18 protein-coding genes and 1 tRNA gene are annotated in these 14,386 nt (G+C 64.3%); 5 read left to right on the top strand and 14 right to left on the bottom strand.

The genetic code is table 11. The features are described from left to right. Positions 1-2: 2 nt before the first annotated feature. The 13 genes from AB4Z27_RS05955 to AB4Z27_RS05895 all read right to left on the bottom strand — a co-directional run bounded on the left by AB4Z27_RS05955 (position 3) and on the right by AB4Z27_RS05895 (position 10,645). Positions 3-497, bottom strand: a complete 495-nt coding sequence (locus AB4Z27_RS05955; protein ID WP_441644065.1) for a structural cement protein Gp24 — start codon at positions 495-497, stop codon at positions 3-5. A gap of 11 nt (positions 498-508) precedes the next feature. Next, positions 509-1,840, bottom strand: coding sequence for a DUF2213 domain-containing protein (locus AB4Z27_RS05950; RefSeq protein ID WP_441644064.1), 1,332 nt, complete (start codon positions 1,838-1,840; stop codon positions 509-511). Between the two features lie 7 nt (positions 1,841-1,847). Next, positions 1,848-2,474 (bottom strand): phage head morphogenesis protein, encoded by a 627-nt coding sequence (locus AB4Z27_RS05945; protein WP_441644101.1) that lies wholly within the window; start codon positions 2,472-2,474, stop codon positions 1,848-1,850. Continuing rightward, on the bottom strand, positions 2,425-3,993 hold the full coding sequence (locus tag AB4Z27_RS05940; protein WP_441644063.1) for a DUF1073 domain-containing protein: 1,569 nt from the start codon (positions 3,991-3,993) through the stop codon (positions 2,425-2,427). Before AB4Z27_RS05940 ends, AB4Z27_RS05945 begins: the two co-directional genes overlap by 50 nt. Beyond that, positions 3,990-5,540, bottom strand: coding sequence for a phage terminase large subunit (gene terL, locus AB4Z27_RS05935; RefSeq protein ID WP_441644062.1), 1,551 nt, complete (start codon positions 5,538-5,540; stop codon positions 3,990-3,992). The genes AB4Z27_RS05940 and terL overlap by 4 nt, the downstream gene beginning before the upstream one ends. Further along, positions 5,491-5,901, bottom strand: coding sequence for a hypothetical protein (locus AB4Z27_RS05930; protein ID WP_410748604.1), 411 nt, complete (start codon positions 5,899-5,901; stop codon positions 5,491-5,493). Before AB4Z27_RS05930 ends, terL begins: the two co-directional genes overlap by 50 nt. Before the next feature lie 5 nt (positions 5,902-5,906). Beyond that, positions 5,907-7,286 carry a DNA methyltransferase gene (locus AB4Z27_RS05925; protein WP_441644061.1) on the bottom strand — a complete coding sequence of 460 codons (1,380 nt, stop codon included), beginning with the start codon at positions 7,284-7,286 and terminating at the stop codon, positions 5,907-5,909. Positions 7,287-7,453: 167 nt separating this feature from the next. After that, positions 7,454-7,529, bottom strand: a tRNA-Met gene (locus AB4Z27_RS05920). A 149-nt stretch (positions 7,530-7,678) separates the two neighbouring features. Then, positions 7,679-8,284, bottom strand: coding sequence for a DNA-binding protein (locus AB4Z27_RS05915; protein WP_441644060.1), 606 nt, complete (start codon positions 8,282-8,284; stop codon positions 7,679-7,681). 28 nt (positions 8,285-8,312) lie between these two features. Then, on the bottom strand, positions 8,313-8,783 hold the full coding sequence (locus tag AB4Z27_RS05910) for a RusA family crossover junction endodeoxyribonuclease (protein WP_441644059.1): 471 nt from the start codon (positions 8,781-8,783) through the stop codon (positions 8,313-8,315). Continuing rightward, positions 8,780-9,784, bottom strand: a complete 1,005-nt coding sequence (locus AB4Z27_RS05905; protein WP_441644058.1) for a YdaU family protein — start codon at positions 9,782-9,784, stop codon at positions 8,780-8,782. Before AB4Z27_RS05905 ends, AB4Z27_RS05910 begins: the two co-directional genes overlap by 4 nt. A 103-nt stretch (positions 9,785-9,887) precedes the next feature. Beyond that, on the bottom strand, positions 9,888-10,154 hold the full coding sequence (locus tag AB4Z27_RS05900; protein WP_313817872.1) for a CII family transcriptional regulator: 267 nt from the start codon (positions 10,152-10,154) through the stop codon (positions 9,888-9,890). 260 nt (positions 10,155-10,414) lie between these two features. Then, complete coding sequence (locus AB4Z27_RS05895; RefSeq protein WP_410748611.1) at positions 10,415-10,645, bottom strand: helix-turn-helix domain-containing protein; 231 nt, start codon at positions 10,643-10,645, stop codon at positions 10,415-10,417. Between AB4Z27_RS05895 and AB4Z27_RS05890 the strand changes: the two genes are divergently transcribed. Both AB4Z27_RS05890 and AB4Z27_RS05885 read left to right on the top strand, forming a co-directional pair. Beyond that, positions 10,644-11,936: a helix-turn-helix domain-containing protein gene (locus AB4Z27_RS05890; RefSeq protein WP_441644057.1), complete on the top strand. Its 1,293-nt coding sequence runs from the start codon at positions 10,644-10,646 to the stop codon at positions 11,934-11,936. The two genes, AB4Z27_RS05895 and AB4Z27_RS05890, sit on opposite strands and share 2 nt — an antisense overlap. Before the next feature lie 61 nt (positions 11,937-11,997). Continuing rightward, positions 11,998-12,273 (top strand): hypothetical protein, encoded by a 276-nt coding sequence (locus AB4Z27_RS05885; protein ID WP_441644056.1) that lies wholly within the window; start codon positions 11,998-12,000, stop codon positions 12,271-12,273. A gap of 251 nt (positions 12,274-12,524) precedes the next feature. Here AB4Z27_RS05885 and AB4Z27_RS05880 read toward each other — a convergent pair whose 3' ends face one another. Next, on the bottom strand, positions 12,525-12,740 hold the full coding sequence (locus AB4Z27_RS05880; protein ID WP_441644055.1) for a hypothetical protein: 216 nt from the start codon (positions 12,738-12,740) through the stop codon (positions 12,525-12,527). A gap of 164 nt (positions 12,741-12,904) precedes the next feature. On the opposite strand from AB4Z27_RS05880, the gene AB4Z27_RS05875 reads away from it, so the two are divergent. From AB4Z27_RS05875 to AB4Z27_RS05865, 3 genes are all read left to right on the top strand, one after another. After that, on the top strand, positions 12,905-13,192 hold the full coding sequence (locus AB4Z27_RS05875) for a hypothetical protein (protein ID WP_441644054.1): 288 nt from the start codon (positions 12,905-12,907) through the stop codon (positions 13,190-13,192). 100 nt (positions 13,193-13,292) lie between these two features. Further along, complete coding sequence (locus AB4Z27_RS05870; protein ID WP_441644053.1) at positions 13,293-13,448, top strand: hypothetical protein; 156 nt, start codon at positions 13,293-13,295, stop codon at positions 13,446-13,448. 120 nt (positions 13,449-13,568) lie between these two features. Beyond that, on the top strand, positions 13,569-14,363 hold the full coding sequence (locus tag AB4Z27_RS05865; RefSeq protein WP_441644052.1) for a PD-(D/E)XK nuclease family protein: 795 nt from the start codon (positions 13,569-13,571) through the stop codon (positions 14,361-14,363). The last annotated feature ends 23 nt before the right edge of the window (positions 14,364-14,386 follow it).

The raw sequence follows: 14,386 nt of genomic DNA, 5'->3' as shown, positions 1-14,386 counted from the left end.
CCTTAGATGTTGTAGGCGATCTCGACGTTGCCGTTGGCATCGCCGGCGTTCATAAACGTGGCGCCAACAACCGCGATGGTGTTGGTGCTGTCCGCAGCCGCCTCGATGCCGCCGATCGGCTTGCCAGCGGCAGCTGCGGCAACCCGCACATACACCTGGCCACCAATGGCCGGCGTGCCGGCGTTGTTCTTGATGGTCATGTAGCCCCGGCGCATGACGTCCGCGACGCCGGTGGTCGGAGGCGTGGCCGTGCCGAGCGGCTCCGACCCGGCGCCGCCGGTGGTCGGGTACGGACGGACCAGCAGGCCATACGCGGCCGTGGCGGCGTCACCGCCAGCGATCGGCACGAACTTGCCCGCGGCGATCTTGCCGAACAGACCGTAGCCGGGGAACGGCAGCGCCGAGTTCAGGATCTGCGACTCAACGGTCGCCTGCGACTGGCGCGAGATATCCCCGGGGATGCCCGAGGCCATGCGATACAGGATTGCGTTGCCCATGTGGCACTCCCTTAGTTGGCGGACCGGTCGGCCCAGTACTTGCGGTTGGCTGCGTTGATGTCGGCGGCCGTGCGGGGCTTGCCGAAATCCTTGGTCTTCGCGACGCCGTCGTGCGTGCGCCCGTTGTTCTGCGCCTTGATCAGCTCGCTGGCGCCCATGAATGCGGCATTGATCAGCGCGGCGGGCAGCTTCTCGAAGTCAGCGGTCAGGCCGCCCAGGAACGGCGCGATAGCGGCCTTGCCGACATCCGTCTGGTACGCGACGTCGAGCGCCTTGCGCTGGCACTTGCAGAGCGACGCGGCGCGGTCCTTGGTGGTGATCTTGGCGTCGAAGGTCGGCAGCTTGATACCGGGGGCCAAGATCTCGGCGCGCGAGGGGATGCTGGCCGCCGAGTCGCCGGTGTACAGAACGACGTCGGCCTGGCTGAGCGTGCCAGCGGTGTTCGGGTCGGTCAGGTCGCCGTCGTCTCCGGTCCTCTTCTTGTCCGGGTCGTCCTCGTCCTCGTCGTCGGTCTTTTCCTTGTCCGAGTCCCTGGCCTTGCGCGTGCCCAAGGCGGCGATGGCGGAGTCCTGAGCGTCCATTCGCTTCAGGATCTTGGTCAGCAGCTGGGACGTGGCGTCGCCCGTCTTGCCTTCCTTCTCCTTGGCCTCTCGCGCCTCGCGCTCTTCCTCGGACTCCTCGTCGTTGGCCTTCGCCTCTTCCAGGGCCTCCGCCATGGCCGCTTCGTCGCCGGCCTTGAAGGCCGTCATGATGCGATCCCATACGGTGCGCTTGCCCTTGGGCTTGCTGTCAAAAGTCTTCATGTCTTCGGGTTCCTTATCGCCGATCGCGCAGCGCGGGCCACACCGGCCGCGCTCGACGAGGGCTACGTGGTTGACAACGATGTTCCGCTGTACCCCGCGGCCGGGTGATACCTGTTCGTAGTCCGCCTCATAGCCGAGGCTGACCTCTTCAATTCTGTCTTTCTGGATCGCATCGATTGCGGCTTGGTCAGTCACCAGCAGGTCGGCGATCAGCAGGTCATCTGCAATGCCGGTGCCGCGGCGCAGGTTCAGCATCGCCCCCTTGCCCAGCGCCGAGAAGTTGGCAGGCGTGACGAAGTCGTCGGGATGATCGAGCGTCACCGGCTTGCCAACGCAGCTGGCCAGCGTCGCATCGCGAAACACCTCTTCGGGCGTCCGGCTGATACGGATCAGGCCATCGGGGCCTGGCTCCACCGGCACCTCGCCCGGGCCGTACAGCATCTCGCCGGTGCGCGCGACGGGCACTTCCTCGCACAGCAGGAAGCCCTCGGGCGTCAGCGAGCGCTTCGGGCCCAGCTTCTGTACGGTGTAGAAGCGCATATCAATCCTAGGGAATCACAGGTTCCGGGTAGCAGCGGCAGTTCGGGAACTGGCCGGCGTGGCCTTTCATCCCGTCCAGCGTGGGCGGGTCATCCCAGGCGACGAACTTGCCTTCCATTTCGCGATGCGAGTCGCGCACGTCACCGTCGCCGGACGTCCGCCAGACGTACCCCGGCGAGCCGACATGCAGCGCCCGCGCCTCTGTCAGCGTCGACGCGGTGCGCGCGACCTCGGTCCGGGCGATCAGGTCGGCGCGGCTCTTGGCCACGTCGCCCGATGCCTGAATCGCCTTCGAGATCTCCGACGCCCTGGTGCTGTCCTCGATGCCCTCGATGGTCAGCTTGTGCACACGCTTGGCCGCATCCAGCGGGATGGACTTGATCAGCGTCACCTGCTCACCCATCAGGGCCTGCATGGTGGCGCCGGTCGGCGCCGTCCGGATCTCCTGCCGCAGCGCGCGGGACAGCTCGGCCGAGTACTGGATCCAGGCCTTTTCGTCCCGCAGGTTCACTTCGGTCAGCATCTCGGCCGCGGCGCGTTCGGCCCACGGCGTCAGCGCCTCGGCGTACCGCTGCAGCAGCTGCTCAATCGTCGGCAGGACGCGGGGATCGCCAGGCGGAAAGCCATTTACCAACACGCCCACCTGCTGCGCGACCTGTCGGAGCTGCGTCCGATACACCCTTTCCGGTCCGCTTGTCCTTACCGGATTGCGGCGGCGCTTCCGGTCCGTTGTTCGGGTCATCAACATCAGGCAGTTCCATTTCCGGCGCCGGGGGCGGCTCGTTCTCCGCGTCCTCGATCGCATCGTCCGTGATGCTGGTGAACACCCCGGTACTGTGGCTCGACTGGCGCAGTTCCTTCATGGCCGTCGGCTTGTCGACCAGGTCCGCGTCGTAGGCCTGCGTCACGGCCTCGGTCACCGTCTTGGCGTTCTGCGCCTTCTCGGTGTCGGACAGCTGCCACAGCGACGTGAAGCCGTAAGCGAAGCCTTCCGGCGGCGGCTTCCCAAGCTCCGACCGGACCACCACGTCATACAGCCGCGTGACGGGCGCGCGCAGCTTCCGTTCCTGCTGCTGCTTCGTGTTGTCGTAGTACGTCCGCAGGTCCGATTCGCCGGTGCTGTTCAGCCCGGCCGGCGACTGGCCGAACAGGCGCACCAGCGGGATGCCCAGGGCGCCAGACAACTGCTGGCCGAACTGCATCAGGACGCTGTCCAGCCCAGAGAACTGGTAGGTATCCGTCTGCAGCTCGTCTGCCGCGTCGATCAGGGTCAGCCCCTCATTCGACTGGTACCGGCGGATGAAGTCGACGTTCTTCACCAGCGCTTCCATCGCCGGGCCGCCCATGGCGATGATCTCGCGCAGCTTGTCGACCTTGTACGTGCGGAGATGGGCTTTGTAGACCAGCTGGGCGGCGCCGATGGTGGTGCTATCGAACGCCACAAGCCGGTCAATCAACCGCTCGATGACCGACTGCCCCCAAAGGTTCTCGGCGATTTTTTGCCAGTACGGCAGGTCCACGCCGTCGATGCGCAGCACCCGGCTGTAGTGGATCCGCTGGCGCTTCAGCGCCATGCTGTCCGCCACCACATCGTAGTAGCGCGGCTGGCCCATGTCCGGACCCATCTCGGTGACCAGGTCCTCGAGCGACGGCTGCACCAGCCAGCGGTCCAGCACGTACAGGCCCTTGAACTGGTCTTTGCCGATGCTGTCCAGCCGCAATGGCGTGCGCGGGTCCTGCCCATCGATCAGCATCACCGCCAGCGCACCGCCGTAGAGCCGCGCCCATTTGATCGTGTCGTTCAGGCGGTCCCAAAGGCCCATCCGCTCGAAAGCGGCGTTCAGCTTGTTCTGGTCGGCTGGATCCAGTTCCGCATCGATCTCGGTGCCGGCGCGCGTCATGTCGTCGGCCACCACGTCGACGGCCTGGCCAACGATCCAGCTCGACCGGTACATAGCCTCCAGCTGCACGCGGTTGCGCGAGATGAAGTCGAAGCCGTAGCTGAACTGCGACGCCTGGTTGTTGGTGCCCAGGCCCAGGCGGGCCTCGAAGTTCTGGAAGCTGTCGCCGGTCATCCAGCGCTTGGCACTGGCGGACGCAGCCACCTCGGCCCGGTGCGCACGGATCTGCGCTTTGCGTTGGTTACGGTTCATTGCTGTCCGAGTTTGGTCCAGATGTCTAGCGACCGGCCGCCGGCCAGCATGTCATTGATCGCGTCCACCATCGGATCGATCTGGTCATCGTGTGCGTGCGTGTCGTCAGGCGTGAAGGCGTCGCATTCCTGCGTGAAATCGCTCACCCACTCGGCCGCCTCGGGAATCATCACCAGACCGGCATCGATGTAGCTGACCACGTCCATGACGCGCACCAGCTTGTCGCGGTGCCGCTCGATCCCCTCGACGGGGATGGTCCCCGACGCCTGGATGTCCTGGATCAGCCCGGTGCCGCTGGCCTTGTCCTCGACACGCATCTTCACGAGCGCCGCGCCGAAGTGGAAGTCATACGGCAGGTGCTTGTTCCAGAAGTCGATGGCCTTCTGCCGCAGATCAGGCGCCGGCCACTTCCCCCGGATCTGGTCGAGCAGGTAGATCCGACCGTTCTTCCCATGCCCCCAGCACTGCAGGACGCTGTAATCGTTCCGCTCGGCGGTCTTCTGTGCCGTGTCGGCATAGATGACGCGCTTGTGCAGCTCGGGCGCCACCGTGTACCGACCGAAGTTGGCGCTGCGGATGATGCCGCCGCCCAGCGGGCTGGGGCGCTGCATGTACTGCCCGCTGAACACATACCGGTCAGCCTTCTCGCTGGCCAGCAGGTCGTCGAGCGGTTCCTTGTAAGGCCAGTAGCTGAACCGACCGTCCTCGTCCTTCTCACCCAGCTCGACCAGCGCGCGCACACGCTCGGGCAACTGTTCGACGTACTCGTCGGTGATTAGCGCCGGGATCTCGATGAATTCCCAGTCGCCCGGCACCTTGCCGGCCTTGATGAAACCCGTCGGGTCTTCCTCGGCCAGCCGCTGCATGATCACGATGATCGGCGTGTCCGGGTTGGCCTTCCGGCTCTTCACCGTGGACAGCAGCTTGCGGTTCGCCTTGTCGCGATTCGGCTTGCTGTACGCGTCCTCGACCTTCAGCGGGTCGTCGATGATGATGGCGCCCTGCCACCCATCGGTCATGTGCCCGGCGCGGAAGCCCGTGATCTGGCCGCCCAGCGACACCGCGTACACACCACCGGCCTTCTTGCCGTCGGCGAGGACGTTCCAGCGCTTCTTCGACTTCGCGTCCGGTGCTATCGAGAGCGGCCACAGCGCCTGGAACTCGTCCGACTGGACAATCTCGCGCGCCGTCTCGCTGTTCAGCAGCGCCAGGTCATCCGAGTACGAGATGTGCAGGAACCGCGCGCGCGGGTTCACCGCCAGGCCCCGGGCGATCAGGTTGATCGCCACTAGCTCGGTTTTCGACGAGCCCGGCGGGACGTTGATGACGACGTTCTTCAGCTCGCCATCGACGACACGCTGCACCGTGTCCGCAATCAGCACGTGATGCCAGTTGACGCGGAACTTGATGCCCTGCCGGTGCTTGAAGAAGTACCGGCTGAAAAACAGGTGATCGCGCTCGCACTTCGCCTTCAGGACGGCGCGCTCGACGGACGGGTCAATACTCGTCTTCGAGTTTCGCGACAGCGGCTGCGACCTGTTTTTCATCGACGACGGTGGTTCGTTGCTCGACCGGCCCGCCGTCCTTGCCTGTCAGCTCAATGCCTGTGGCCGGCTCTTTCCATCCCGCCCGCACCTTCATCCAGAAGATGGCGGCGGCCACTGCGCCGTTGCCGTTGCCTCGCGCCTTCTTGAACAGCGATTCGGCCACCAGCGCGTTCGTCCGGTCCACAGCGGTGTCCAGCTCGGCGCGGAAATGCACACGCAGCGTCTTGGGCGTCATGGGCTTGCCCGTCTGCGGGTTCACGATGCAGCTGGCGATGTACTCGTGCGGTGCACCGAACCCGGCCAGCGAGCTGACCAGCCTGCGGTCTTCCTCGGTCGGCTCGAAAGGTTTGCGTCCCGCCATGGGTATCACTCGTCAGGTTCGGGGAACAAATCATCCGCCAGCACCACGTCACCGCACGCCGCCACGGCACGCTTCCAGTCGCCCTTCACGAACACCAGTACGTTCTGGTGCACCTTGCCCAGCTTCCGGCTGGCCGCGAACTGCTTGCCCGCGCGGATTGGGGCACTGCCCAGCGCGGTCAGCAGGATGGCTTCGTTATACAACCGCATGCCGGCATCGATGAACGCGTCGATGGTGTCCGACACGAAGTTCCGGTACGGGCCGGTGCCGCGCTTCTCGCGCACGTCGCCGACCACGAAGCAGGCGAATCGGTCACGCTTCAGCAGGCTGACGGCGCCGACGATCACCTCGCGGTAGGCCTCCATGAAGGACGGATAGTCCATCGTGGACAGGTCCGCTGGATCGTCCGAATACCGTTCCAAGTCCGCATACGGCGGGCACGAGAACAGGAAGTCGGCCTCGACATCGGGCAGCCGCCGCGCGATCTGCCGGCTGTCGCCCACGTGCCAGGCTGGCGCGGGATCTTCGGTCTGCACCAAGTGCAGCTGGCCACGGTTGGCCTCGACCTGCTCAGCGCGCAGCTCCATGCCCACATACGGGCGCCCGAGGCGCGCCGCTACAACGCCGCGCACGCTGCCACCGGCGAACGGATCAAGCACCAGGCCGCCCGGCGGGCAGAACCACCGATAGGCCAGCTCGCACAGCACTGGGTCGAAGATGCTGGTGCGGTGCTGCGGCGTGGCGCCCTGCTCAGCCTTCTGGTGGTCCGACGCCGACGCATAGGCCGGCGCGTCGCGCCCCAGTTCGGACTGGATACCCAGACCCAGCCATGCCGCCTTGCGTTCCTGCCACGCCGCGTCGCGCGCGTTGAGCGTGCTGAAGGGCGGCACCATGAACTGCTCGGCCAGCGTCCGGCGCTGCGCGCTAGGCGCCGGGCCGGGTGGGTCTAGCAGGTCGCCCAACTCGTCAGGCGTGAAGCCGATCACAGTCAGGTCGAACTCGGCGTCGCGCAGGTCCACCAGCTCGGCGGCCAACAGGTCGACATCCCAGCCGGCATTCTCGGCAAGCTTGTTGTCGGCCAAAATGTACGCTCGGCGCTCGTCCACAGACAAGTGCGACAGGTCGACCGTGGGCACCTGGCCCGGGACCGGGCAGTTGGCGATGGTCTCGCAGTTCGCCCACATCTGCGTGGCCGCTTCGAGCCGGCCATGGCCTGCCAGCAGCTCGTCGCCGGCGGTCAGCGCCGGATTGGTCCAGCCGAATCTACGCAGCGACGCCTTGATCTGCTCAACCTGGGCGGCGCTGTGCGTCCGTGCGTTGCGCTCATAGCGGACCAGCTCGCCGGCCGCGCGGTAGCGGATTGTGAGCTGATCGGCCTTTTTCATACGCGGTAAAAATGCTCGGACGGGGAATAAAAAACGCCCGGAACGGGTTACCGGGCAAGCCACCTGGGAGGGCGGAGGAGACAACGGGTGCGCGGCGGACCAACAGGCGACTGTGGGGCAGCGCAAAAGAAAAAAGCCCGCGCGGCGAGCCGGCGGGCTTTGGAATCTGGTTGCGGGAGCAGGACTTGAACCTGCGACCTTCGGGTTATGAGCCCGACGAGCTGCCAACTGCTCCACCCCGCGGGGCGGACTATACGCGGATCGGCAGAGCATTGATACGGGAAAATGCAAAAAGCCCGCATGCGCGGGCTCTGGACGTAATTCGCAGGTGTATCGAATGAGGGGCATTTTTGTGCATGAAATGCACAATGTCAAGAAAAACCCGAAATCCGCTACGCTTCGGCCTGCTCTTCGAGGGCGACCATCCCCGCCGCCATGAGCCTGCCATCGATGGCCAGCCAAGCTACAGACTCGACGCCAGGTGCCGCCATCAGGCCCTTCTTCCGTTCGCCTTCGATCCACAGCTTCAGCTTGGCGTTCTGCGCGCTGACCGTGTTGCGGTGCGCGCCGCAGTCCTCGGCGATCTGCTGCAGGTCGACACGGACGCCGAAGATCCTCTCGAGGATCGACCGCCGCACGCGGTAGTGCGAGAACGAGCCGGACAGCTGCTGCATGGCCCGCTCGGTCAGCCATACGATGGCCGCGTTCCATTCCGGGTTGGGTTTTCGCGCGGCGCAGCATGGCCGACCGCAATCGCAGATGACGTCGCGCGGCGCACAGCGAGCGGTCAGCACCGCCTGGTGCAACTCGGGCAGCATGCCCAGTTCGCTGCGGATCATACCGGCCTGCGCGGCGCCATCAACGCCAACCAACCCCTTCCCCGAGCCGATGGCAGGCGTCATGGCCTTGTTCATGGTCGATGCCTGGTACTGCTGGCCCGAGTAGTTGAACGCGAACACCAGCGCCGCGTGCGAGCTGTCGAAAAGGCGTTCTTCCATCGTGTTTTCCCCGGTCACATTCATTCCTTCACGCCGCCTGTAGCGGCAACTGTTCCACGCTGACCTGCACGCATGGGGACGTGCTGTAGCGCTTGCTGATGCGGTATTCCACTGCCTGGGCATCGTCGAGCCAGACGATGCCGTTCATGCCGTCCTTCACGGCCTTGAGCACGTTGTCGGCGTCCGGCTTCTTCGTTGCCGCCACGAGACCCGCTGCGGCGTCGCGCTGGCGCTTCTTGGACCAGCTGGCCGGGATCTGCAGGTTGATGTCCAGCCACAGCTCGACCGGGCCCTCTATGGGCGGCAGCCCCGCCATGGCCTGTGTGGCGAAGAGCTTCACCAGGTTCTCGTAGGTGGCGGTCTTCTCGGGCGTGTAGGTCCGGACGAAGCTGCCCTGCCGCGCGAACTTGGGCCGGCCCTTGGCCACCGGCTGGCCGGGGATGGCGAAGACCACCCGGCGCAGCGGCCGCGATTCGTCGAAGAGCGAATTCGTCGTCATGCCACCACCTGCCCGGGCGCCACGCCGTACATGAGCCGGTACACGCGCTCGAACTCGGCGGGGTTCATCCGCTCGGCCTTGCTGACCTCGCGCTCCATGAGCCGCTGGTCGCCCGACGCGGCGATAACGCGCAGCCGGAACCAGATCGCGTGCTCGTCGGAGTCTCGCTGGACGCCCAGCTCTTCCGCCTTGGCCTGAACGCCTTCCGCCGTGGCATCCCAGTCGGTCGCGGGAGGCGTGTCCCCCTTCTGCTCGGCCATGGCCTCGTCGAGGAACATTTCGAGGAACCCCGGGTTCACCGGCGACGTGTCCCTGTCGGCGTCCCTTCGCGCGCACGCGAGGGCATGAGCCCGGAGCAACGCCGGCACGCCGATGCAACGATCTGCAATCCGGAGCAACGCCTCGTGCGCGCGCGAGGACAGCCGCAACGCCCTGCCCTTCTCGGCTTCGAGCTGCACCAGCAGTTCGCCCACCGCGTCAGCGGAAAGCGGCGGCGGCGCGGGGTTATCCACAGGGCCCACACCGTGTGAAGTACCTACGCCGCTTGAAGTAGGTATGGTGTTATGTGACTGTGACTGTGACGGTCTATCGTTTTGCCATGGCTGTGACGATGGGTCTGCCATCCCATTTGCTATGCCATTTGCCATAGCATTTGCCATCTCTTTGTCATCCGGTTTGCCACCTTCTTTGCCCCAGCGCTTGGCAGCGCCTTGCTTCCCTGCCTCACGGCGTTTGTTACTGATCAGGCCGGCCCGCTCGCGTTCCTGCTCGGCTCGCTTCTGCACCAGGCGGCCGTCGACAGGGGTGAACAGCGCCCGGATCTTTGGCGCGTGCTTGCGCCACTGCGACACGGAAAGCTTGGCGATCGTGGCCAGTTCTTCATCGTCGTCCAGCGGCGGCCCGTTGCGCCAGTAGTCCATCAGGATCAGCAGGTAGGCGCCATGCTGCTCGGTGGTCAGCCGCGACGTGTCGGCCAGGTAGTCGCCGATGTAGAGCGGCATCCAGGTGTCGTTCTTTTTACTCATCTCAGCAACCCCCACAACACTGAGCCCACCACCAACAGGAACATCCACAAGGCAACGCTGAGGGTGATCACCTCGTCCATTACGCGACCTCCAATCCCTTCCGCGCCAGCGTGCGCAGCGCCTGGTATTCGTCGCGCGGCAGGCAAACCATGCTGTCGTCGCCGGGGGCGACAACGTCCAGCTCGAGCACTTCGAACAGCGTGCAGAACTCGGCGAAGCTCAGGCGGTGCCCGCTGTTGTTCAGGAAGCGCGAGAAATTCGTCGCTTCGACGCCAATGCGTTCGGCGACCTTCTTCTGCGTGAGCGGAGCAACGCGGTTCAAGACCATCGATTCCAAGCTAGGCATGCGATGCTCCAATGTGCTCGATCGATTCCATAGGATTGACCCCAACGAAACAACGAAGCCGGGCGCCACGGCGGCCGGCCAGAATGAAATGGGAAACGGGTGCTACTACCTGATGCCGGGCGGCACGGCCTCGAGATCGGCGCGGGCGCAGGCCCGGGCGCGGAACAACAAAAAGCGACTGCGCACGACGCAGCATGGTCATACCCCCGGTGGGGCCGCGCTGGGCCCGTTCAATAAAGCGCGGACACGCCGCGCAGCTATTAATGACCGCCCGACGCCCTCACAAACGCCCAGTCGACCTTGTCGTTCAACTCTTCGCAGGTGACCGAGCCATTGGTGATGCGCTCGATCACCGGACAATGTTCGGCCGGCACCTGCCGCCCCTCGTCAGTCCATTGATGGACCGCGCCTTTGGTGACGCCGAGAAGCTTGGCCAAGGCCGCATAGCCCCCTACCAAATCGGCCGCACGCTTAACTGGGTGATCGCTCATGATGGAAAATCAGTCCGAAATTGCGAGTAAGTATAGAGTATCTAGACATTCAGGTAAAGAAAACATAGACCTTTCGCGTCTAGATTCTCTGTACTATCGCGCGATGGAAATGAAGTCTTGGATCCGTCTCGCCCGCAAGAAGGCTGGCCTCACGCAGGAACAGCTGGCGGAGAAACTCGGCCTTACGAAGGGGAACATCTCGGCCTGGGAAAATGGCCGGCACGAAGCCAGCTTCAGCCAGCTTGAGGCAATCGCAGAACTCAGCGGACTTCCGATAGGTCACGACGCGTCTGCGCCCGCGGTTGGAGCCGGCAACATGATGGCGTGGCAGAAGGAGGACGCGGGCCGCCTGAGCGCACTGTTTGTGCAGCACCGCGGCCGGCTCAGCGTCGACGAATTCGGCCGCAGGTACGAGATCGGACCAAAGATCACGCAATACCTGGCCGGCCAGATACCGCTTTCGATGGAGGCGGCGATCGGCTTCGCCCGTGGCCTCGGCGTCGAATTGAAGGCCTTTAGTCCGCGACTCGATGCCGAGCGAAATCTCCCCGCTGCGGAAGCCAGCGGCATTGTTCGCTTGCAACCAGGGAGCGAAGCGGGCACGACACCGGCCGCCCGGTTACAGGCTGTAATGTCCGAACAACACTTGGACGTCGCAGGCCTCGCAAAGCTTCTAGCCGTTGAGCCGGCAGTGGTACGGTCTCTGCTCGAACCCGACTCCCCCAAGCTGGGCCTGCACCATGCAGTGAAGCTGCAAGAGGCCTACGGCTACAGCCCGAAGTGGCTGATCAATGGCCAGGGCCATCCGAAGCTCAGCGGCGCCATCGAGCCTGAACTCGACGAGCCTTCCCTCCCGTTTGATACGTTCCAAATTCCTGACGACGCATTCAGGAAGATCCCCGTTAGAGGCATGGCGCAGTTAGGTGACAACGGACACTTCGTGGACGTCGAGTACCCCGTTGGGCACGGCGACGGCTACGTCTTCTTCCCAACCAAGGACCCCGACGCGTATGCGCTGCGGTGCAATGGCGAGTCAATGCGGCCGCGGGTAAAGCACAACGAATTCGTGGTGGTCGAGCCGAACACCCAGGTCCAGAACGGCGATGAGGTCCTGGTGAAATCGCTGGACGGCCGGGTTATGGTGAAGGAACTGGCCTACATCCGCGACGGTATCGTGCACTTGTCATCGGTGAACGAGCGCCACGGCATGCTGCGGATTCCGCAGGACCAGATCGAGCGAATGCATTTTGTAGGCGGCATCGTGAAGCGGTCTGCCTGGCGACCCGACTAGCATCTGGGTCTGTATCTCAGGGCACAAAGCGACCAAAACGTAGAACTCAAAAATCAATCTAATGTCAGACAATAAGAACGGGAACGGTCACTCGCCGTGGAAAGCGGTTTGGGCATTTGCAGGCCACGCGCTTGCCGGGGCCTGCATTTTTGTGATCTTGGCGTTCCTTGCATTCGGGCTGGGGAAGTTTGTAGGCTTTTTAGAAGCCAACGGCGCGTCCTACGTCCTGGTCGTTTGCCTAACCGCACTCGAATACTTGATCTTCGCCGCCGATGCTTTGTGCGTGCTATTCTTCCTTTGGAACGCGGTGCAGGCAGCCTTTAAGGAGATGAAATGAGCAGCAGTTGGAAGCTATTTTGGGACGCTGCAAAGGAAACCCCGAAGCTCTACTTTGCCCCCTTGAACGCGATGTTCGTAGCTACGCGCGAAGTCCAAAAAGAGATGATAAAGACGCAGTCCAAGACTCTGCGTGCTAAAACTTTCGATCGAGCGCCTTCTAAAGGACCGACTCCGAAGAGGCCGGTGCGCGCCAAATAAAGAGATTCCTAGCTTGTTGAGAGGCCCGCTACATGGCGGGCTTTTTGTTGCCTACTGCGGCCGTTCCAGTGCCGCGACCACCCTCTGGTCCAAGCCCGCTCGATAGAGCGTCGCGCCGGCCCGCGTAAGCAGCGCCCTCTCCTTTCCCTGGATTGCCGGATCGCACAGCAGTATCGCCAGCCCGGCGATCACGTCGTCAATCTCCAGCTCCACATCGTCGTCGAGCGCCATCTGCTCGAACTCTCGGATCACGTCATCCGGTCCCATTTGTTGGTTCTCCGCTCCTAGATTGCGGCGAGTCTACCGCGCACGCCTGAAGCTCGGGTATAGAAAACATCGACAATGTATAGATTCGCTTGACTTACCAAGTCTAGTGTATCTATACTTTTTCCACGCCGCTGACGTTCACAGCGGTTCGCTGGAGACAGACGATGCCAAATGCCATTCCCCTTGCTGCCGCATACCGGCATGCACACGACGCGCAGCAGCGCGCCGCCGGCGGCCAGGTGGTTTCCATCCGCACTCTGGTGCGCGAGACGGTGACCCGGATCCACGGCCGCGACCATTTCGAGTTCCGCGGCGCCACCGAGGATTCGGTCTACGAGGCCGCGCTTGACCGTAAGAACTCCCTCGACATCTACCGCTCGCCGGCCATCGCCTACCGCTACTGGGAAGGCGACGAGTACGTGGTGATGGTCCGTTGTTTCGGCCTGGACTGAGCCCAGCCATGAACCGCGACTTCTTCCTGACCGCACTGCTGATCTGCACGGCGCCGCCGCTGGTGGTGCTGGCCGCCACCCTTTTCAGCCGGGGGTGGCAATGACGCGCCGTCCGACCACCCGCCGCGCCATCGTCGAGCTGCTGGCCCTCTGGGTCGGCACCACGCTTGCCATGGCGGCCTTGTTTGCCGTCTACCACCTGGCCAACGCCGAGCCGAGCCAGCCTGCATCCACCACGTCCCGGAGCGCCACGTGAATCCCGAAATCACCTGGGAGGCCTGGTTGCGCGTGCAGCGCGCCGCTGGCTTCCGCCCCACCGGCCGCTGGCTCGCCAGCGGTGAACCTGAACTGATCCGCATCCACTGAGGCCACGCCCATGAACATCGTCACCATCCGCGCCAGTTCGCTGGCCGAACTCTTCGACTGCCCGGCGCGCTGGGAAGCGAAGCACATCCTGGGCATGCGCATGCCGTCCGGTGTGGCCGCGCACCTGGGCACCGCCGTCCACGCCAGCACCGGGCTGTTCGACCAGGCCACACTCGACGGCGCGCCCATCACCGCCGACGACGCCGCCGGCGCGCTCGTCGACACGATCCGCGACAAGAACGCCGAGGTCGACTGGGACGAGACCAATCCGGCGGATGCCGAACGCATCGGCCTGGCGCTGCACGCTCGCTACTGTGTCGACATCGCCCCGCGCCAGCACTACATCGGCGTCGAGATTGCCTGCGATCGTCTGGAGATTCCCGAGCTGGGACTTGCGCTGACTGGCACCACCGACCGTGTGCGCACCACGACTGACGGCGCAGGCATCAGCGACTTGAAGACCGGCGGCCGTGCCGTGGGCACCGACGGCGTGGCGGTCACCGCTGGCCACGGTCCGCAGCTGGGCGTGTATGAGCTGCTGGCCGAGCACTCCATGGGCATTCCCATCAGCGCACCGGCGCAGATCGTCGGCCTGAACACCGGCAAGACGGCAGCTGCGCAGCGTGTGGGCGTGGGCGAGATCGCTTCACCGCGCAAGGCATTGCTGGGCACCGAAGAACAGCCTGGCCTTCTGCAGCACGCCTCGCGCCTCATCCATTCCGGCGCCTTCTACGGCAACGGCAAGTCGGTCCTGTGCTCGCCGAAGTACTGCCCGCGCCACGCCACCTGCCCCTACAAGTCCTGACCACAAATTTCGAAATTTCGAAA

The sequence above is a fragment of the Cupriavidus sp. KB_39 genome (assembly GCF_052114485.1).
Taxonomy (GTDB): domain Bacteria; phylum Pseudomonadota; class Gammaproteobacteria; order Burkholderiales; family Burkholderiaceae; genus Cupriavidus.
This window is presented reverse-complemented; position numbering and strand designations above follow the sequence as displayed.